Origin of the sequence: Micromonospora sp. NPDC002575 (genome assembly GCF_042889525.1) — a bacterium.
GTDB classification, from domain to species: domain Bacteria; phylum Actinomycetota; class Actinomycetes; order Mycobacteriales; family Micromonosporaceae; genus Micromonospora; species Micromonospora carbonacea.
The window spans coordinates 268,654-287,071 of the sequence record NZ_JBIARA010000007.1 but is presented as its reverse complement, the minus strand read 5'-3'; the positions used below and the strand labels follow the sequence as shown (position 1 = coordinate 287,071).

Annotated in this window: 16 protein-coding genes; 10 read left to right on the top strand and 6 right to left on the bottom strand. The window is 69.2% G+C overall.

Annotated features, from left to right (window positions below):
* Window positions 1-639 precede the first annotated feature (639 nt).
* From ACFYWL_RS14105 to ACFYWL_RS14095, 3 genes are all read left to right on the top strand, one after another.
* Window positions 640-1,257 carry a TetR/AcrR family transcriptional regulator gene (locus ACFYWL_RS14105; RefSeq protein ID WP_386971934.1) on the top strand — a complete coding sequence of 206 codons (618 nt, stop codon included), beginning with the start codon at window positions 640-642 and terminating at the stop codon, window positions 1,255-1,257.
* Window positions 1,254-2,051 (top strand): NAD(P)H-dependent oxidoreductase, encoded by a 798-nt coding sequence (locus ACFYWL_RS14100; protein ID WP_386971933.1) that lies wholly within the window; start codon window positions 1,254-1,256, stop codon window positions 2,049-2,051. Before ACFYWL_RS14105 ends, ACFYWL_RS14100 begins: the two co-directional genes overlap by 4 nt.
* Window positions 2,052-2,184: 133 nt before the next feature.
* Window positions 2,185-2,391 (top strand): hypothetical protein, encoded by a 207-nt coding sequence (locus ACFYWL_RS14095; protein WP_386971930.1) that lies wholly within the window; start codon window positions 2,185-2,187, stop codon window positions 2,389-2,391.
* Window positions 2,392-2,436: 45 nt separating this feature from the next.
* On the opposite strand, the gene ACFYWL_RS14090 is transcribed toward ACFYWL_RS14095, so the two are convergent.
* From ACFYWL_RS14090 to ACFYWL_RS14075, 4 genes are read right to left on the bottom strand one after another with little or no spacing between them, the layout of a single operon-like run.
* Window positions 2,437-3,801, bottom strand: a complete 1,365-nt coding sequence (locus ACFYWL_RS14090; RefSeq protein WP_386971927.1) for an FAD-dependent oxidoreductase — start codon at window positions 3,799-3,801, stop codon at window positions 2,437-2,439.
* 2 nt (window positions 3,802-3,803) lie between these two features.
* Entirely contained in the window at window positions 3,804-4,652 is an 849-nt protein-coding gene (locus ACFYWL_RS14085) for a carbohydrate ABC transporter permease (RefSeq protein ID WP_386971924.1), read from the bottom strand.
* Window positions 4,645-5,550 (bottom strand): carbohydrate ABC transporter permease, encoded by a 906-nt coding sequence (locus tag ACFYWL_RS14080; RefSeq protein ID WP_386971922.1) that lies wholly within the window; start codon window positions 5,548-5,550, stop codon window positions 4,645-4,647. Before ACFYWL_RS14080 ends, ACFYWL_RS14085 begins: the two co-directional genes overlap by 8 nt.
* Window positions 5,551-5,567: 17 nt before the next feature.
* Window positions 5,568-6,884 (bottom strand): ABC transporter substrate-binding protein, encoded by a 1,317-nt coding sequence (locus ACFYWL_RS14075; protein ID WP_386971919.1) that lies wholly within the window; start codon window positions 6,882-6,884, stop codon window positions 5,568-5,570.
* A gap of 274 nt (window positions 6,885-7,158) precedes the next feature.
* Between ACFYWL_RS14075 and ACFYWL_RS14070 the strand changes: the two genes are divergently transcribed.
* The 6 genes from ACFYWL_RS14070 (at window position 7,159) to ACFYWL_RS14045 (ending at window position 13,563) form a co-directional block, all read left to right on the top strand.
* Window positions 7,159-8,061: a dihydrodipicolinate synthase family protein gene (locus ACFYWL_RS14070; RefSeq protein WP_386971916.1), complete on the top strand. Its 903-nt coding sequence runs from the start codon at window positions 7,159-7,161 to the stop codon at window positions 8,059-8,061.
* A gap of 64 nt (window positions 8,062-8,125) precedes the next feature.
* The gene (locus ACFYWL_RS14065) at window positions 8,126-9,214 is read left to right on the top strand and encodes a LacI family DNA-binding transcriptional regulator (RefSeq protein WP_386971913.1); all 1,089 of its coding nucleotides are present in this window, start codon (window positions 8,126-8,128) and stop codon (window positions 9,212-9,214) included.
* An 11-nt stretch (window positions 9,215-9,225) separates the two neighbouring features.
* Complete coding sequence (locus ACFYWL_RS14060; protein ID WP_386971910.1) at window positions 9,226-10,218, top strand: dihydroxyacetone kinase subunit DhaK; 993 nt, start codon at window positions 9,226-9,228, stop codon at window positions 10,216-10,218.
* A gap of 8 nt (window positions 10,219-10,226) precedes the next feature.
* Window positions 10,227-10,865 carry a DAK2 domain-containing protein gene (locus ACFYWL_RS14055; RefSeq protein ID WP_386971908.1) on the top strand — a complete coding sequence of 213 codons (639 nt, stop codon included), beginning with the start codon at window positions 10,227-10,229 and terminating at the stop codon, window positions 10,863-10,865.
* Window positions 10,862-12,397: an aldehyde dehydrogenase (NADP(+)) gene (locus ACFYWL_RS14050; RefSeq protein WP_386971906.1), complete on the top strand. Its 1,536-nt coding sequence runs from the start codon at window positions 10,862-10,864 to the stop codon at window positions 12,395-12,397. The genes ACFYWL_RS14055 and ACFYWL_RS14050 overlap by 4 nt, the downstream gene beginning before the upstream one ends.
* A 437-nt stretch (window positions 12,398-12,834) precedes the next feature.
* Entirely contained in the window at window positions 12,835-13,563 is a 729-nt protein-coding gene (locus ACFYWL_RS14045) for a class I SAM-dependent methyltransferase (protein WP_386971903.1), read from the top strand.
* A gap of 54 nt (window positions 13,564-13,617) precedes the next feature.
* Here the strand turns inward: ACFYWL_RS14045 and ACFYWL_RS14040 are convergent, their stop codons facing one another.
* Together ACFYWL_RS14040 and ACFYWL_RS14035 are read right to left on the bottom strand one after the other, a co-directional pair.
* The gene (locus tag ACFYWL_RS14040; RefSeq protein ID WP_386971900.1) at window positions 13,618-14,559 is read right to left on the bottom strand and encodes a GlxA family transcriptional regulator; all 942 of its coding nucleotides are present in this window, start codon (window positions 14,557-14,559) and stop codon (window positions 13,618-13,620) included.
* Window positions 14,560-14,576: 17 nt separating this feature from the next.
* Window positions 14,577-15,011, bottom strand: a complete 435-nt coding sequence (locus tag ACFYWL_RS14035) for a DUF6010 family protein (RefSeq protein WP_386971898.1) — start codon at window positions 15,009-15,011, stop codon at window positions 14,577-14,579.
* 584 nt (window positions 15,012-15,595) lie between these two features.
* Here ACFYWL_RS14035 and ACFYWL_RS14030 point away from each other — a divergent pair.
* A complete protein-coding gene (locus ACFYWL_RS14030; protein ID WP_386971895.1) occupies window positions 15,596-18,295 on the top strand; it encodes a ricin-type beta-trefoil lectin domain protein in 2,700 nt (899 codons plus the stop codon).
* Window positions 18,296-18,418: the final 123 nt, after the last annotated feature.

Genomic DNA, 18,418 nt, shown 5'->3' with positions numbered 1-18,418 from the left:
GCCGCCAGCGCCAGCCACAAGCCGATCACCAGCCACGGCACCCACCGGCCTGCCAACCGACCGGGCGGCGCTTCCCTGGGCGGCGCTGCGTTGACTGACATCAATAGCCTCCTGGCGGGTTGCATCGCTTGTCTGAGGCCAACTTCGTAACGAGCGAATCTGAGACGACCGTTAATCCGGTGATCAGACTGGTTGGCAAGGCCCCTGGGACGTTCGCGTTCTGCGGCTCACGCAGAGCTGAGCCGTTTCGAGCGGCACCCCGTTCGGGAGTGCTGCCGTCGAGCCGGGGGAGCAACAGGCCGAGGCAGGCGTCAACGGCGGAGCGGACTGGTACGCCGTCGCGGGATTTGACGTGGCTTCGGCGGCCACGAGGCGGCCCGCATCGAGGCGGCGATGATGGAAATGGCCAGCATTGCCACGCTGCCCGCGATGTCGCGGATGCCGTGGTTCCGATGGTAACGACGTCTGCTGCCATGGGCAGCGGAGACAACCACACCGACCGGGCAAGGCATGGATGTGTACCGCGCGGCCCGCTGCCGCCGTCGTGTTCACCGGAGCGAAGATCCATATCCGATCGAAGTTACTTGTGGTAACTTACTGGAAGTAACTTACGGCGATCTTGGTGTGGAAGGAGTTCGGGTGAGTGAGCTACCGGCGGCCGGCCCGCGCCGCAGGATGTCCAAGCAGCAGCGGCACACCCAACTACTGCAGGTCGCCCGCGAGCTCATCCGCGACGCCGGCACCGGCGAGTTCACCCTCGCCCGGCTCGCCGACCGCGCCGGAGTGACCAAACCCCTGGTCTACGACCACTTCGGCGACCGAGGCGGCATCCTCGCCGAGCTGTACCGCGAGTTCGAGGCCCGCCAGCGCGAGACGCTGCGCGCCGCGCTCGAGGAAGCCGAGCCCGACCTGCCGAGAGTGGCGGACCTGGTTGCGGGGGCATACATCGACTGCTGCCTTGCCGAAGGCCGAGAGCTGGCCGACGTCGTCGCCGCGCTGACTGGCTCAGCCACCCTCAACCGGCTACGCCAGGAGGCCGAAGAGGCCTACCTCGACATGTGCCGCGAGGCACTCGTGCCCCTGGCCGGCCCCATCGACACGGCAGGATTGCAGGCCATTGTCGGCGCCGGCGACGCCCTCGCCCGCAGCACCCTCGACAACCGGATCAGCCCCGAGCGCGCCCGCGACGCGCTTGCCCGCGTCGTCACGGCGGTCGCCACCGAGAACCGACACCCCACGAGCGAGGAGACCCGATGACGATCACCCACACCCCCGAGGCAGGCAACGCCCTCTGGGTGTACGCGCATCCCCGCCGGGAATCCTTCAACGCTCACCTCCTCCAGGCGGGCACCGAGGCCCTGGCCGCTCGCTACCGGGTGCAGACGTCCGATTTGTACGCGCAGGGCTTCGACCCCGTTCTCAGCGACCGTGACCTCGGTGAGCTGGTCGCGAATCCCGGCAACATCGCCGAACTGGCCGGCGAGGCGTACGCCCGGGGCGAACTGCCCGCCGACGTGCGCGACGAGCAGGCGAAACTGGCCGCGGCCGAGCTGTTGGTCATCCAGTTCCCGTTGTGGTGGTACGGGCCGCCCGCGATCCTCAAAGGTTGGTTCGACCGAGTACTCACCAGTGGATTCGCGTACGGTGACCTCGATGACGATGGGCTGCCGCGCCGCTACGGCGACGGCGGCCTCGCCGGACGCCGGGCGTTGATCGTGGTGACCGCCGGCGAAGACGCCGCATCGATCGGCCCGCGCGGTATCAGCGGCGACATCGATTCCCTGCTGTTCCCCGTCACCCACGGCGTGCTCTGGTACGTCGGCATCGACGTGGTCGACCTGCACGTCGTCCACGATGCCGACAGTCTGGACACCGCCGCTGTCGAACGCGAGACCACGCGACTACGAGAGCGGCTGCGCACCGTCGACACCGAGCCCACCCTGCCGTTCCGACGCCTGCGCGATGGCGACTACCACGGGACCCGGGCCCTCCGCGAGGATCTACTGCCAGGGCGTACCGATCTCGGCATTCACTCCGCCCACGGCGCCTGAGAGAAGCTCACGGGCAGCGCCGGCGTTGCCCACCACGTCAGCCTGAGCGCTGAATCCGAACCTGCGGCGATGCTGTGAGCCCGTCGGTGATGCTCTTGCCCTTGACCAGGAACCGCTGCAGAACAGTGATCAGGTGGAGGACTACCTCCTGACCGCACCCGACCAGCTCACAGGCCACCAGCGGACGCTCGTCCACGCTCTCACCGCCGCCTGCCCGCAGACGACCGCGCTGGCCGGCTTCATCGGCCCGTTCGCCGCGCTCCTCACACCCACAGGCGGCAACGGCGACCGTCTCACCAGAATGTGTGCCAGAGCCAACAAGTTGGCGTCCGGTGCATGATCTCGAGGTCGCTGATGTTGCCGATCGACCATCATCATCAGGTGGTTAGCGGGCTCCGATTACTGCACGTTGGCGAAGTGCCGCCTGGAGCTGTTCGACGTCGAGGCGGCGGGGATTCGTACGGTGTCGGACGGCCAGGGCCGCCGCGGTGCCGGCCGCTTCGCCGGTGGTGAAGCAGGTGGCGGTGATCCTGGCCGAGCCGTTGGCCTCGTGGGTGCTCGAGACGCATCGACCGGCTGCGAGGAGGTTGTCGTGGTCGTGGCCGACGAGGATTCCGTACGGGATGTCGTAGGCGGCGGTCAGACCGTCGGTGTGGGAAAGCCCTGGTGCGTCGCTGGCGTGCACGTCGATGGGGAAGGCTGCCTGCCCGATGCTGTCGGGGCTGCGGCGACCGCTTCTGACGTCCTCCTCGCGCAGGGTGGTGATTCCCTTGATCCGCCGTGATTCCCGCACTCCTACCCGGTCTGCCACATCGGCCAGGTACGCGTCCGATCCACCGGGTACGTACCGACGGAACCAGGCCACGGTCTGCATGACCTGTTCGGCGAGCGTCAGGTAGGTGTCGCCGAGACGACTGCCGGCGGGGTCGATCGGCGTGCGGGTCAGGTTGAGTACGGCCTCGGCACGCCTCGGCCAGCCGGCCAGGTGCAGTTCGGTACGCCGCCAGGAGAGCCGCCCCTCGCGGTGGCCCTGCTCGAGCAGGCGGCCGAAGCCCCAGAGGTTCACGTGTTCGTCGGTGGGTGTGCCGATGCGGCTACCGGGGCGGAAGTCGTCGGCGTTGTCGCTCGCGTACGTCAGCAGTGACCCGTAGTCGACGCCGCCGAGTTTGAGCAGCAGGGACGCCGGCTGGGTGGAGCGGAGACGGTCGGTCTGGAAGCTCGCCCCGGCGAGTGCGAAGACGACGGCGTCGCCGGAGCAGTCCACGACCACCTCCGGACGGATCAGGGCACGGCCGAGGGCGGCCGATTCCACCACGACCGCGGTGACCCGTTTGCCTTGCTCACCCTCGGCGGTCTGCGCGGCGACGACGACCGTGTTGAGCAGGAGCCGTACTCCTGCTCGGCGCAGCAGGATGGCCTCGCACATGGACAGCTCGGCGTGATTGACCGGGGTGCGGGTGGCGGTGTATTTGACGTCATCGGGGATGTGGCCGGGTGAGCCGCCGTACTCCTGGAGCAGGGCGATGATCCGCTGGCCGATGCCGCCGGTGACCTGGTTGCCGGCGGCGTCGTGGAAGCCGGCGCTGTGCTCGAGCAGTTGGCGTGCGAGGGTGCCGCCGATGTGTCCGCTGGCCTCGACCAGCAGCGTGTCGGCGCCGGTCTCGGCAGCGGCGATCGCGGCGGCGGTGCCGGCCGAGCCGGCGCCGACCACGAGGACCTGAGGGGTGAGGACGTGCTTCTCGGGTGACACGCTCAGCCTTTCACGCTGCCGGCGGTGAGGCCCTTCTCGTAGTAGCGCTGGAGCACGAGGAAGAGTCCCACGACGGGGATGGTTACCAGGGTGCTGAGGGCCATGATCGCGCCCCAGCGGATGTCGAACGAGGTGACGAAGCCGGCCATCGCGACAGGTGCGGTGACGTTGCGGCCCTGGGCGATGACGCTGGCGAAGAGGTACTCGTCCCAGGAGAGGATGAACGAGAACATGGCGGTGGTCGCCAGGCCGGTGCGCAGCAGCGGCAGTGTCACCGCGAGGAAGGCGCGCAGGTAGCCGAGACCGTCGACCCAGGCGGCCTCCTCCAGTTCGCGGGGTACCGCCTCGACGAACGACTTCATCAGCCAGGTGGTCAGTGGCAGGGTGATCGTCAGGTGGGCGATGGTGACGCCGACCAGGCCGCCGACCAGCCCGAGCGAGGACATCGCGAGGTACAGCGGGACCAGCAGCAGGATGGCCGGGAACAGGTACGACACGCTCAGGCAGGCGAGCAGGACCCGGCGGCCGGGGAACTGGAAGCGGCTGACGGCGTAGCCGGCGGTGGTGCCGACGACCAGGGAGATGACGGTCGTGGCCACGGCGACGAGGAAGCTGTTGAGGAACCAGCGCACGGCCTCGCTGCCCTCGAACACCTCCCGGTACCACTCCGCGGTCAGCTGGGACGGGATCAGCGACGGGTCACTCTGGAACAGTTCCGTGGCCGGTCGGACCGAGCTCAGCGCCATCCAGAGCAGCGGGCCGACCGCGAAGAAGACGATCAGCGTCAGGGCCACCACGCGCCCGGCGACGGCGGCGACCCGGCCTGGTGTGGGTTTGCTGTTCCTAGGCATGGCGTCTCCTGGTGCGCGTGACGAGCCAGCCGGCCAGGCCGACAGCGGCGAGGAAGAGGCCGACGGAGGAGGCGATGGCCGCCGCGTAGCCGATCTGGAACTCGCCCATCAACACCTTGTAGATGTAGGTGGAGAGCACTTCGCTCGCCCCGGCGGGTCCGCCGCGGCTGAGCAGCCAGACCAGCTCGAAGTACATCAGTGTCCAGATGCCGCGCAGGGCCAGGAGCGCGAGCGTGGCCGAGCGCAGGTTGGGCAGGGTCACGTGCAGGAACTCCCGCCAGGGGCCGGCGCCGTCGACCCGCGCCGCCTCGTACTGCCCCTTGTCGATACCCTGCATCCGGGCCCAGTAGACGAGCATCGCGAACGGGAAACCGCGCCAGATGTTGACCAGGACGACGGTGAACAGCGCGGAGCCCTCCAGGCCGAGCGGAGTCGCGCCTTCGGGCAGCCAGCCCCAGGACTGGAGGTTGCCGCTGATGATGCCGTAGTGGCCGTCGAGCATCCACTGCCACACCAGGGCGGTGGCGATGACCGGGATCACGTACGGGATCAGCAGCAACTGGCGGATCCACCGCATCCCGCGCCAGTCCGCGTCGATGAGAAGCGCCGCTACCAGCCCGAGGCCGAGTTGCCCGACGAGAGAGAGCACCGTCCACAGCAGCGTGTTGCCGATGGTGGTGAGCAGCGGCCGGTCGCTGGCGATGGCCGTGTAGTTGTCGAGGCCCACGAACTCGGCGTCGCCGGTCAGCAGGTTGATGGAGAACAGTGAGGTGCGGAAGCTCTCGAAGATCGGATAGGCCAGGATCGCCGCGAAGAGCAGTGCGGCGGGAACGGCGAAGGCCATGCCCGCGCGCTGCTGCCGTCCGGTGAGCGTCCGCCTGAGGAAAGCGGGAGTCATCGGTATCGAAGCACCAATCAGCTGACGTTGGCGAGACGCTTCATCTCGGCGTTGATGGCGTCGAACGCCTGTTCCGGGGTGATGGTGCCGGCGGCGGCCGACTGGAGTTGGTCGCCGACGAAGGTGGTGGCCTCGATCTTGCCGGCGAGCTGGTTGAGGCCCGCCTCCATGCCGTAGCGGTACCACTCCGGCAGGATCCGCTCCCGAATCGTCTGGATCTCGGTGTTGAAGCGCAGGACGGTCTCGTTGCCGGTGTAGGTGGGCGAGGCCGCGGCGCTGTTCGTCGCGGGCAGGGCGAAGACCGGACGGGTGTTGACGCGTTCCGCTGCCAGGTCCGGCTGCATCATGCACTGCACGAGGGTCTTGGCGGCCTGTTCGCGACGGTCGTTGCTCTTGCCGACCATGTAGAAGTAGCCGCCACCGATCGAGCCCCGCGGCGTGGTCGCCTCGTTCGGGCCGGGCAGCGGAAAGACGCTCATCTTGTCGAGCATCTGGGGGTTCTGCTCGGCGGCCAGGCCGACGACGGCGCCGAAGTCGAGCACCATGGCAAGCTTGCCCTGGGCGAAACTGGTCCGGAAGTCGTTCCATGACCAGGTGCGCGACTCGGGCGGGGAGGCCGCGGCGTAGAGGTCGAGCATGAACCTGGTGGCCTCGATGGCCTTGGCCCGGTCGCGGTCGAGCGCGTACTCACCGGTCTTCGGATCGAAGGTGTGCACGCCGTTGGCGTACAGGAACTGGTAGTAGGTCTGTGGGGCGACCAGCGCCGAGCCCATCGGAACGGCGAAGCCGCGCACCCCGGCTGCGGGGTCGTCGAGCTGTTTGGCGGCGGCGAGCAGCTCCGGCCAGGACCGGGGGATCGCGATGCCCTTGGCCTGGAAGAGATCCTTGCGGTACCAGACCTCCTGGTGCAGGGCCCAGTCGGGCACGGCCCACGTCTTGTCGTCCTTGCTGACGGCGCGCAGGTAGGAGGGGATGAAGTCGTCGCGGCCGTGCCTGTCCACGACGTCGTCGACGGGGACGATGAAGTCGCCGGCCTGCGCGGCGGCCACGCCTCCCTCGATGGTGTTCATGATGTCCGGGCCGTTGCCCGCTTTGAAGCCGGTGACCATCTTGGGGTACATGCTGTCGAAGGGGACGGCTTCGAAGGAGATGGTGACGTCGTCCTGGTCGGTGGCGCACTTCTCGGCCTGTCGCTGCACGGCAGCGGCTTGGGTCTTGACCGTCAGGTTGGTCCAGAAGGTCAGGGTGATGGGACCACCGTCGTCGGTCCGGGTGTTCTGGCCACCTGCGGTGGGTGGGCTGCAGGCGGTGAGCAGCGCGAGACCTCCGGCCATCGCTGCGGCGGTGACGGCAAGCCTCGCTCGGTGGTGATTGCGGCTCATGGTCGTCCTCGGGGGTCGGGGTGGGTGGCTGGTGTCCGGGGGGCTGATGCGTCGGTGAGCAGCAGTGTTATCGGTTACACGATCACGTCAGACTCCGGCGGATGTCAAGAGTGGATGTGAAACGAGCACGTCATGAGCCCTTAACGCCGTGGTTGACAACCGCAGGCGGATGGATAAAGCTCGCAGTGCTGTAACCGGTAACATCGCTCGTTGAGAGAGGTCGCACATGGCTCAGGCCGCCACCCCCCGCTTCGCCGGGATCGTTCCGCCGCTCGTGACGCCGTTCGACGCGGACGAGAACATCGATGTCGAGGCACTGCGTGGGGAGATCCGCTTCCACCTGACCGTCGGCGTGCACGGACTGTGCGTGACCGGCTCCACCGGCGACGGGCAGATGCTCTCCATCGACCAGTCGGTCACTGTCGCCCGGATCGCCGTCGAGGAGGCCGCCGGCGCCGTACCGGTCATCGCGGGCATCATCCGCGACTCGACCGCCGAGGTGATCCGTTACGGTCTCGCGCTGAAAGAGGTCGGAGTCGACGCCCTCCAGGTCACCCCGGTCCACTACCTGTTCCAGCCCGACGAGGACACCACCGTCGAGTACTACCGACGGATCACCGAGCAGACCGGGTTGCCGGTCATCATCTACAACGTGATCCCGTACGCGCTGATCCCGGCCACCACGGTCTACCGGATCATCCAGGAGGTCCCCGGGGTCGTCGGTGTCAAGCAGTCCGGCGGCAACATCCACCAACTCGCCGACCTGCTCAGGGCGGCGCCGACCGAGGGCGTCGTCTTCACCGCCGTCGACGACCTGCTCTACCCGGCCTACCTGCTCGGCGCCGGCGGTGCGATCAGCGCGACGCTCACCGTCGTACCGCAGCTCTGCGTCGAGCAGTGGGACGCGGTGCGGGCCGGCGACCACAAGACGGCACTGGACATCCACAACAGGTTGCTGCCGATTTGGCGCGCCGTCGATGGCCCGAACATGACCGTACGGATCAAGGCCGCACTGCGGATGCAGGGACGCAACGGTGGGCTGGGCGCGCACCCCCTCACGCCGGTCAGCGCAGCGGAGGAGACTGCGATCCGGGCCGCGCTGGTGGAAGCCGGCGTCCTCGCCGAGTGATTGACGGGCGTCGCCCGCACGTTGTACCTGTGGGAAATTCCCGCAGACCGGAACAAGGAGCTCTGTGGTGGCAGGAATCCGGGACGTGGCCAGATTGGCCGGCGTCTCCACCGCGACCGTGACCCGCGCGCTGCGGGACGAACTGTCGGTGACCGACGCGACAAAGGCCAAGGTCAGGGAAGCGGCGCGCCGCCTGGACTACGTGCCCAGCGCCGCAGCCCGTGCCCTGTCGCGTGGCCGGTCCAATCTGCTCGGCCTTTTCGTCCCGGACATCACCAATCCGTTCTACGCCCAGGTCGCGCAGGGGCTTGAGGACCGTGCCGCGCAGGCGCGTTATCACTGCGTCATCGCCAGCTCGCACCTCAACCCGGAACGGGAACGCCACCTGCTCACCTCGTTCCAGGACGGCACCCTTGCCGGTCTTGCCGCCACCACCGTCGGGACCGACGAGCGGTTCACCGCAGCGCTCGGCGCCACCCAGGGGCCGCTGGTTCTCGTCGACCGGCGGCCCCGGGGCATCAAGGCGCCCCTGGTCCGCACCGACAACCGCAAGGTGACCCGGGGCGCCATCGGGGAGCTCCTCGACATGGGGCATCAGCGGGTAGCGATGATCTCCGGTCCGCGGGACTTCGACACGGCCTGTCAGCGCCTGTCCGGTTTCCGGTTGGCATACCGCGACGCCGGGTTGGGCCTGCCCGACGAGTACATCCGGCACGGCCACCTCGGCGAGGAGGGCGGTTTTCGGGCGATGAACGAACTGCTCGCGCTCGACCCACGGCCGACCGCCGTGTTCTGCTTCAACAACCTCGTCACCGTCGGCGCGCTCAAGGCGATCCGGCAGGCGGGACTGCGCATCCCCACCGACATCAGCCTGCTGGCGTTCGACGACATGACCCTCTTCCCCCTGGTGGAACCGCCGATCAGCGCCATCGACCAGCCCGCGTACGAGATGGGCCGGTGCGCCGCCGACCTGTTGCTGCGGATGCTCGACGGCGAGCAGGGCCTCGGCGACGTCGTGTTGCCGGCCAAGATGATCATCCGCGGATCGATGGCCCCTCCGGGCGCCCCGCCGAACCCCACCCCGCCAGACGGCAGCCGCGCCGTCCCGTCATCACGACGGGCCGACACGGAGCAGCCGGCGGGCCGGAACTGAGAGACCAGGACATGGCCGAAGCCTTCTTCACCTCCCAGGCGGACTACGTCGACCGAGCACTGCTCGGCTTCGCCCACGCCCACCGCGACATCGTCACGCTCCACCAGGATCCCGTGTACGTGGCCGCGGTCAACCGCGACCCACGCCGCCGGGTCGGCATCGTCTCCGGCGGCGGATCCGGCCACGAGCCCATGCACGTCGGACTCGTCGGCACCGGACTACTCGACGCCGCCGTGCCCGGCAAGGTGTTCGCCTCGCCGCACAACCGGCAGATCTACGAGGCCAGCCGAGCGGTCGCCGGCCCCGATGGTGTGTTGCACGTGGTCAAGAACTACACCGGCGACCGGATCAACTTCGGCATCGCCGCCGAGCGGCTGCGGCACGACGGCATTCGGGTCGAGCGGGTGCTCGTCGACGACGACGTGGCCACCGACAGCGACCAGACCGGCACCGGTCGGCGCGGCACCGGCGCGACGGTGCTGACCGAGAAGCTGCTCGGCGCCGCCGCCGACCAGGGTCTCGACCTCGACGCGCTGACCCGGCTCGGACGCGCCGTCGTGGCCCGCTCGCGCAGCATCGCCGTCGCCTCCGCCGCACACACCTCCCACGTCACCGGCGAACCCGCCTTCGTCCTGCCGCCCGGCCAGGTCGAGTACGGCGTCGGCATCCACGGCGAACGCGCCCAACGCAGCATCTCCCGGCCACCCCTGGAGGAACTGGTCGATCGGATGGTCGACGACGTGCTCGCCGGCCTCCCGGCGGGGGACCAAGCCCTCGTCCTGATCAACGGGCTCGGCGGCACCACCGCCATCGAGCTCTACAACGTCTTCGCGCACACCGTCGACACCCTCGCCAGCCGCGGTGTCTCCACCACCGGCAGCCTCGTCGGCACCTGGTCGCCGGCGTTGGACATGCGCGGCTTCTCCATCACCGTCACGCTGCTGGACGACGACTGGGCCGATCTCTGGAACGCCCCAGCGTGGACCGCCGCCCTCCGGAAATGAGACCGACGATGCTGATGCGGACCTACCTCGACGCGGCCGAGGCCGCACACGCCGAGCTGACCCGAATCGACCAGGTCGCCGGCGACGGCGACTTCGGCGACAACCTCCGCGACGGGCTGCGCGGCGCCGTCGCTCGAATACCCGACGACGCAGACCTCGCCACCGAGGTCACCATCGCCGCCACCTGGTTCCTCGACCACGTCGGCGGCACCAGTGGTCCACTCATCGGGCTGCTGCTGCAGGCGATCGCCCCCCGCCTCGCCGAACACGGCGACACCGACGCCGCGCTCCTCGACGGCCTGGCCGACGGCCTCGCCGCCATCCAGCGTGTCGGCGAGGCCAAGGTCGGCGACCGAACCATGGTCGACTGCCTCGCGCCAACCCTCGACGAGATCCGTGACATGCCCAGACCGCTGGACTGGCCCGCCGTCGCCAGGTCGGCAACCCGGCACGCCCACGCCACCGCCGACCTGCGGCCCCGGATGGGACGGGCCAGCTACGTCGGCGAACGGGCGCTCGGCACCCCGGACGCCGGAGCCGTCGGCATCGCCCTGCTGTTCTGGGCGCTCGCCGCGCGCCGCGACACCGGACAGCGCGAGCTACTACCCGACCCGGCCCGCCTCGCCGCCGGCAAGGAGCAACCGTGACCGCACCCAGGGAGTTCCCGCTGACCGGCGAGATGTTCATCGGCAACGACCGGGTCCGGGGCCAGGCGCCACCCCGCCGATCGCGGAACCCGCACAGCGGCGAGGAACTCGAACCGCCGTACGGCATGGATGACGGCACCGCCGTGACCGAGGCATGCCGGCGGGCGGAAGCGGCCTTCGACGCCTACCGCACCCGACCCGACCGGCACCGGGCCGACTTCCTCAACGGCATCGCCACCAACCTCGAGGAACACGGCGAACAGATCGTCACCGCCGTCGTCCTGGAGACCGGCCTCGCCGAGGCCCGCGCCCGCACCGAACTGGCCCGCACCGCCGGCCAACTGCGCATGTTCGCCGACCTGCTCGGCACGCCCGAATGGCGCGATCCCCGGCACGTCCCGGCCCAGCCGCACCGGACCCCGCTGCCCCGACCGGACCTGCGGTCGCGGCTCATCCCGCTCGGCCCGGTCGCGGTCTTCGGCGCCTCCAACTTCCCGCTGGCGTTCTCCGTCGCAGGCGGCGACACCGCGTCGGCGCTCGCCGCCGGCTGCCCCGTGGTGGTCAAGGGGCACCTCGCCCACCTACGCACCAGCGAACTGGTCGGCGCCTGCGTCGCCGACGCCGCGCGGCAGGCCGACATGCCCGACGGCGTGTTCTCACTGGTGTTCGGGGCCGGCAACGACACCGGCAGGCAACTGGTCACCGACCCACGGATCGCCGCTGTCGGGTTCACCGGCTCCCGCGCCGGCGGCACCGCCCTGACCGCCCTCGCCCAACGCCGCCCCGTCCCCATCCCGGTCTACGCCGAGATGTCCGCCATCAACCCGGTCTTCCTCCTGCCGCACCGACTCGCCGCCGCCACCGCCGAAACCGCCGCCGGATACGTCGCCTCGCTCACCGCCGGCGCCGGCCAGTTCTGCACCAACCCCGGCCTGGTGCTCGCCGTGGAGGGCCCCGACCTCGACACCTTCCGCAAGACGGTGACCGAACTGCTGCGCGAGCAGCCCGCGCAGACGATGCTGACCACCGCCATCGCCGAGGCGTACCGGGCCGGACAGACAGAACTAGCCGGGATCCCTGAGGTCGACCTGCTTGCCGAGGGGACCGCGAACCCCACTGACACCGCAGGCGTACCCGCCGTCTACCAGACAGACGCCAGGACGCTGCTGACCGAGCCGCGTCTGCAAGAGGAGGTCTTCGGCGCCACGTCCGTCCTCGTGGGCTGCGCCAACCCCGACGACCTGATCCAGGTGGCCCGGCACCTTGCCGGGCAGCTCACCGCCACCCTGCACGCCGACCCCGACGACCACGCGCTGGCCGCGACGCTGCTGCCGTTGCTGGAGCGCCGTGCTGGCCGCATCGTCTACAACGCCTGGCCGACCGGCGTCGAGGTGGGACCGGCGACGGTGCACGGCGGTCCGTACCCCGCCACGTCCGACCCGCGGACCACCTCCGTCGGCACCATGGCGATCAACCGCTTTCTCCGCCCGGTCGCCTACCAGGACCTACCCGAGGACCTGCTGCCGGCCTAACGACAGCGGTCGGTGCCCGATGCGGCACCGACCGCCACCGCCGCCGCGGACGGGGCGACACGGCACCTGTCGCCCCGTCCCGGTGCCGGCTCGGACGAACCGGATAGCCGCAGGCCGCATGCAGTCGGGTAACGGCATTGCTATCTTGCCCCGGTGGCGAGGCGGAGGTACGTGGCGAGGGGCGTTGATGGCGGATACCGAATCTGGGACAACCGGGCTCGCCGATGGTGGGGCGACCTTTATGAGCTCTGCCCGGACGAGTTGCTCAACGAGCTGAACGGCGCCCGTGACTATGCCAAGATCACGGCGCTGCTGCGGACGTACCGAGCACAGAAGCGGTAACGCAGCGCATCAGATCGCCGCGTCCGGTGCGGCACGAGGGTATATCGCTTCGATTACCGTTGGCCTCGGCCATTCGGTATCGCTACGGTGCTGCCATGCCCGACGCGATCTTTGCCCACCCGCGCCTCGCGGCTGTCTACGATGCGTTCGATGGCGACCGCGCGGACCTCGACGCATATCTTCGCATCGTCGACGAGTTCGACGCCCGGCGCGTGCTCGACATCGGATGCGGCACCGGATCCCTGGCCATCCTGCTGGCGAGAAGCGGACGACATGTGACCGGCGTTGATCCCGCCGCCGCCTCCCTCGACGTGGCGGCATCCAAACCCGGCGCCGCATCGGTCACCTGGCTCCACGGGGATGCCACGACCCTCCCCGCGCTGTCAGCGGACATCGCGGTGATGACCGGCAACGTGGCTCAGGTCTTTCTTGACGACAGCGACTGGAGCGCGACGCTCCGGGGCATTCATGGCGCGCTACGCGACGGCGGCCATTTCGTGTTCGAGACGAGACGCCCGCAGCGCCGCGCGTGGGAGGAATGGGCCGTCGACACTGCCCCCGTCACCCGGAACCCTCCTGGCATCGGTGCGGTCGAACGGCGTATGAAGGTCACCAGGGTGGCGCTGCCATACGTCTCCTTCCGGTACACGTACACCTTTGCCTCCGACGGCCTGGTGGTGCAGTCCGACTCGACACTGAGGTTCCGCAGTCGGGCAGAGGTTGAGAAGACCCTGGTGACCAGTGGGTTCACCACCGTCGACGTCCGCGAGGCCCCGGACCGCCCTGGGCGGGAGTACGTGTTCGTGGCGCAACGCACGCACTGACCGCACCAACACTGAACGATGGACGCGCTTGCGGAGGCGGCACCGCGTTCGTGGTCAGCCCCGGCGGAAGCTACGCCGATACGCCTGCGGGCTGGTGCCGGTGATCCGCTTGAAGCGGTCTCGGAAGGCAGCGGTGGAGCCGAAACCGACCTGCGTCGCAACCCGGTCCACGGGATGGGCCGTGGTCTCCAGGAGTCGCTGTGCCTGGTGGACGCGGACCCGGTGCAGCCACCGCAGCGGGGTGGTGCCGGTCTGGTCGCGGAAGCGCCGGTTCAGCGTCCGGGTGCTCATGCCGGCGTGACGGGCGATGTCGGCGAGGGTCAGCTGACACCGGGCGTTGTCGCGCATCCAGGCCAGCAGCGGCTCCAGGGTCGCCCCCTCGGGGGCCGGTGGTTCGTGCGTGATGAACTGCGCCTGCCCGCCCGCGCGTTCCAGCGGCATGACGGACAACCTCGCCGCGTCGGCGGCGACGGCGGCGCCGTGATCGCGGCGGATCAGGTGCAGGCACAGGTCGAGCCCGGCGGCGGCACCGGCGGACGTGAGGAACTGGCCGTTGTCCACGTAGAGCACGTTGGGGTCGACCTGGATCCGCGGATGCTGGGCGGCGAGCTTGTCGGTGGCGAGCCAGTGCGTGGTGGCGCGGCGTCCGTCGAGCAGGCCGGTGGCGGCGAGCGTGAACGCGCCGCCGCAGATCGAGGCGATCCGGGCGCCGTTCGCGGCGGCGGCGCGCAGCGCGTCGAGGACCGCGGTGGGTGTCGCGGCGGCGGGGTCGGAGACACCCGGCACGACGACGGTGTCGGCGTCGGCGAGGACGTCCAGGCCCCACGGCACGGCGATGCTGAACGCCCCCGTGGTGACCGTCGGCGTGGCGGCGCAGACGAGGACGCGGTAGCCGGCGCGGCCGTCGGGCAGGCGGGTGCGGTGGAAGATCTCCATCGGGGTGGCCAGGTCGAACGGGACGACGCTGTCGAGGGCGAGCACGGCCACGGTGTGCATGGCGGAGATTCAACCAGTCAGGGCCGCGCGGTGGCCGGCGGGCGCGTGTCGGCCGTCCGGCGCGTGAGCCGGGCGAACAGGTCCGTGACCGACAGGCCGCCGGTGAAGCACCAGAGCGCGATGACCGGGTCGCAGAGCGCGCAGCCGAAGGACGAGTCGTGCAGCGACGGGATGATCGGGGTGCCGCGCCGGTGGTGCACGACGTCCCAGGCCGTGTGCAGGAGCCACCCGACCCCGACGAAGGTGTACGAGGTGAGCCCGGCGTAGCCCACCACCAGCAGCAGCGCGCAGAAGGCCAGCTCCCACAGTCCGAACCCGCCACCGCTGATGTAGGCGGCCCCGGCGCCGGTGACGACGAGCGCGTTCAGGCGTCGCCGGTGCGGCTCCGGCACGAGGGAGTTGAGCCCGACGTAGACCAGCCCGATCACCACCGGCATGACATAGCGAAGCACGACCAAGCCCCTTTGCGTTCCCGTTGACGCGTGTTGACGCGTGTCGGGAAGGAGCCTAGGAAGGTCTGCCGTCGGGGACGAGAGGCGAAAATGCCATGGTCCGCCGGATTCTCGCCACCGCCGTCTTCGTCGATGCCACCGCGCCGGGAGCCGCCGGGCGCGCTGCCGGCGTCTCGCGGCGTACCTCCTGGCGGTGGAGCCGTCCGGAGCCGCGCCCGGGCGGGTCACGCCAGCGGCTTGGCCGCCCGCGATTATGCATAGCCGTCGGCCGATCTGTAGGTTGCGCGGTAAACGTCTGACGTCTACGCTGCAAGGCAGAATTCTGTGACCATGGGCAAGCGGGTGTAAGCGGGCAGCGGGCGTTCCCGACGGCACGGCAAGGTGCCGTCGGTAGATGCTTGTCGCTCGAAGCGTGCGTGGCCTCGCACCTGTTTTTGCTGCTCCTTTTCAAGGACCCGCCACGGTCGGAATCCCTCCGTGTCTCACCCTCCGTCGGCCATTTTCGTACGGTGGTTCACCGTCGCGCCCCGAGGACGATTGTCCAGCGAACATGTCCTGTCGGCGGCAAGCGAAAGGAATGGTACGTGAAACCAGTCGTCCCTACCGCTCGAAGGTTACTGCTGGCAATTACGCTGGCCGTCGCCTCCACACTCCCGGCAGTGGTCGCGAATCAACTGCCGGCCTCGGCCGCCGTCCAACAGACCTACTATGTCGCCCCTGACGGGAACGACGCCAACCCCGGTACGCTCCAGTCGCCATTTCGGACTCTGCAACGTGCGCGGGACGTCGTCCGTACGGTGAATTCGAGCATGACAGGCGACATCCAGGTGTATCTCCGCGGTGGAAGCTACCCGGTGAGCAGCACGATCGAGTTCGGGGCGGGCGACTCCGGCACCAACGGATATCGGGTGATCTATTCCGCCTACCCCGGCGAGACGCCGGTGCTCGACGGCGGTGTGCAGGTGACCGGGTGGACCCAGCACAGCGGCAACATCTGGAAGGCGCCGCTCGACCGCGCCAACAAGCTGCGCGCGCTCTACGTCAACGACAAGCGGGCGTACATGGCGTCGAAGACGATCGGCTCGGCGGGCTGCTACGGGACGTACAACGTCACGGCCGGCCAGGCCGCGTGGGCCTGGGAGTCGGGGTCGCAGTGTGACGGCGCGAAGTACAACCTCAGCGACTTTCCCGCCGTCGCCCGCAACCAGGACGACATCGAGATCGAGACGGCGACGACCTGGACCACCGCGATCGTGGGGGTCCGCCAGGTGACCACGAGTTCCGACGGCGCGAACCGGGTGGCGCTGTTCCAGCAGCCGGGGGCCGCCATCGCGCAGGGCGCGTTCAACGGCAACGCCCAGACGGGCGGCAGCCACAAGGTGATGAACGCCTACGAGTTCCTGGACGCGCCGGGCGAGTTCTACTTCGACAAGGGCAGCCGGACGCTCTACTACTACAAGAGCAGCTCCGAGAACATGGCGACCGCGTCGGTCTTCGCGCCGAACAACGTGACCACCCTGCTGCGGGTCGCCGGCACCTCGACGAGCAGCCACGCGCGCAACATCACGTTCTCCGGCCTCACCGTGCAGCACTCCGACTGGAACCTGTTCAACGTCGCCGGCTCCTCGTTCAAGCAGGCGCAGCAGGGCAACCTCGGTGCGCAGGCGTACGCGAAGCGGAACTTCCACGACTACTACTACCGCAACGTCGACGTCACCCCGGGCATCGTCCAGGTGGAGAACGCCGACGGCATCCTCCTGCAACGCAACCGGGTCCAGCACACCGGCGTCGACGGCATCAACATGGTCAACGACGTGCAGAACAGCCAACTGGTCGGCAACGTCACCAACGACATCGCCGGCTCCGCCATCACCGTCGGCCATCCCCAGCACGTCTACATCGGCGACGGGACGTCGACCAACCGGGAGAAGTGGCTGCCGCAGGTCGAGGGGCTGCCGAAGAACATCGACATCAGGAACAACTACCTCTACGACAGCGCGGTGCTGTTCAACGGACACAGCCCCATCTCGGCGTACTTCGTGGACACCCTGACGGTGCAGCGCAACCGGATCGAGAAGGCCCCGTGGTCGGGGATAACGCTCGGTTGGGGCTGGTGGAACTTCGACGGGTCATCGGGCTCGATCGCGCCCAACCGGCCCACCACCACGGCGCGGAACAACACCATCAGCCACAACCACATCATCGACACGGTGCAGCGCCTCAGCGACACGGCGCCCATCTACACGCTCGGCAGCCAGCCGGGCACCACGATCACGAACAACTATCTCCAGGGCGTGCCGGCCGGGCACAAGTACGGCCTGCACCCGGACGAGGGATCGGCCTACATCACCTTCCGGGACAACGTCCTGAGCGTGGACAAGAACGTCACCTGGCTCATCAACTCCGACGACTTCGGGCGCAAGCACGACCTGAGCATCACGCAGACCTATGGCCCGATCAACAAGGTCTCGAACAAGAACCTGCCCAACAGCACGGTCAGCGACATCATCGTCTCCTCCGACTACGTCTGGCCCGCGCCGGCGTACGGCATCGCCGCCAACTCGGGGCTGGAGGACGCGTTCCGGGACATCGTCCCGGCGGCCAACCTGTCCCTGCCGAACTACGTCCTGCCGGCCAGCACCTACGTCACCAGCGGTACGGCGTCGATTCCGATCCGCAGCACCGGCGACGCGACCAAGGCGGTCTGGCTGGCGCCCGCCGGCACGACCACCTTCACCGCGGGCCCGACGATGACCAGGGCCGGGGGCACCGCCACGTCCATCGCCGTGCCGACGACGCAGGGCGAGTACCGCCTCTTCGTCCTCGACGCGCAGGGCAACCGGTCGGCCGAGTCCAGCTCGATCGTCCGGCAGCAGAGCGGCGGCAGCGGCCCGCAGGGTGGCCGGCTCGTGGGCGGCCAGTCCGGCCGCTGCGTCGAGGTGCCGAACTCCTCCACCACCAACGGCACGCAGGTGCAGCTGTGGGACTGCTCCGGCGGCGCGAACCAGCAGTGGACCTACACCGCCGGCAAGCAACTGACCGGGTACGGCAACAAGTGCCTGGACGCGAACGGCGCGGGCACGACCAACGGCACCACGGTCATCATCTGGGACTGTCACGGCGGCGCCAACCAGCAGTGGAACGTCAACGCCAACGGCACCGTCACCAACGTCCAGTCCGGACTCTGCCTCGACGCCAACGGCGCCGCCACCGGCAACGGCACGAAGATCATCCTCTGGTCGTGCAACGGCGGCGCGAACCAGCAGTGGAGCCTGCGCAACTGACCGGATGCACCCGGGGCCGGGGAGACTCGGCCCGGCCCCGGGCCGGCTCGGATGGTTCGTCCCTGCCGATCGCGATCAGCTCAATCGACGGGAACCGGGGCACATGACATTGACGATCGGTGA

Excerpts from the sequence above, each read along its gene's own strand:
- ACFYWL_RS14070 (WP_386971916.1), top strand. The coding sequence starts at position 7,159 with ATGGCTCAGGCCGCCACCCCCCGCTTCGCCGGGATCGTTCCGCCGCTC.
- ACFYWL_RS14045 (WP_386971903.1), top strand. The coding sequence starts at position 12,835 with ATGCCCGACGCGATCTTTGCCCACCCGCGCCTCGCGGCTGTCTACGAT.
- ACFYWL_RS14075 (WP_386971919.1), bottom strand. The coding sequence starts at position 6,884 with ATGGCCGGAGGTCTCGCGCTGCTCACCGCCTGCAGCCCACCCACCGCA.
- ACFYWL_RS14085 (WP_386971924.1), bottom strand. The coding sequence starts at position 4,652 with ATGCCTAGGAACAGCAAACCCACACCAGGCCGGGTCGCCGCCGTCGCC.
- ACFYWL_RS14080 (WP_386971922.1), bottom strand. The coding sequence starts at position 5,550 with ATGACTCCCGCTTTCCTCAGGCGGACGCTCACCGGACGGCAGCAGCGC.
- ACFYWL_RS14060 (WP_386971910.1), top strand. The coding sequence starts at position 9,226 with ATGGCCGAAGCCTTCTTCACCTCCCAGGCGGACTACGTCGACCGAGCA.
- ACFYWL_RS14055 (WP_386971908.1), top strand. The coding sequence starts at position 10,227 with ATGCTGATGCGGACCTACCTCGACGCGGCCGAGGCCGCACACGCCGAG.
- ACFYWL_RS14100 (WP_386971933.1), top strand. The coding sequence starts at position 1,254 with ATGACGATCACCCACACCCCCGAGGCAGGCAACGCCCTCTGGGTGTAC.
- ACFYWL_RS14040 (WP_386971900.1), bottom strand. The coding sequence starts at position 14,559 with ATGCACACCGTGGCCGTGCTCGCCCTCGACAGCGTCGTCCCGTTCGAC.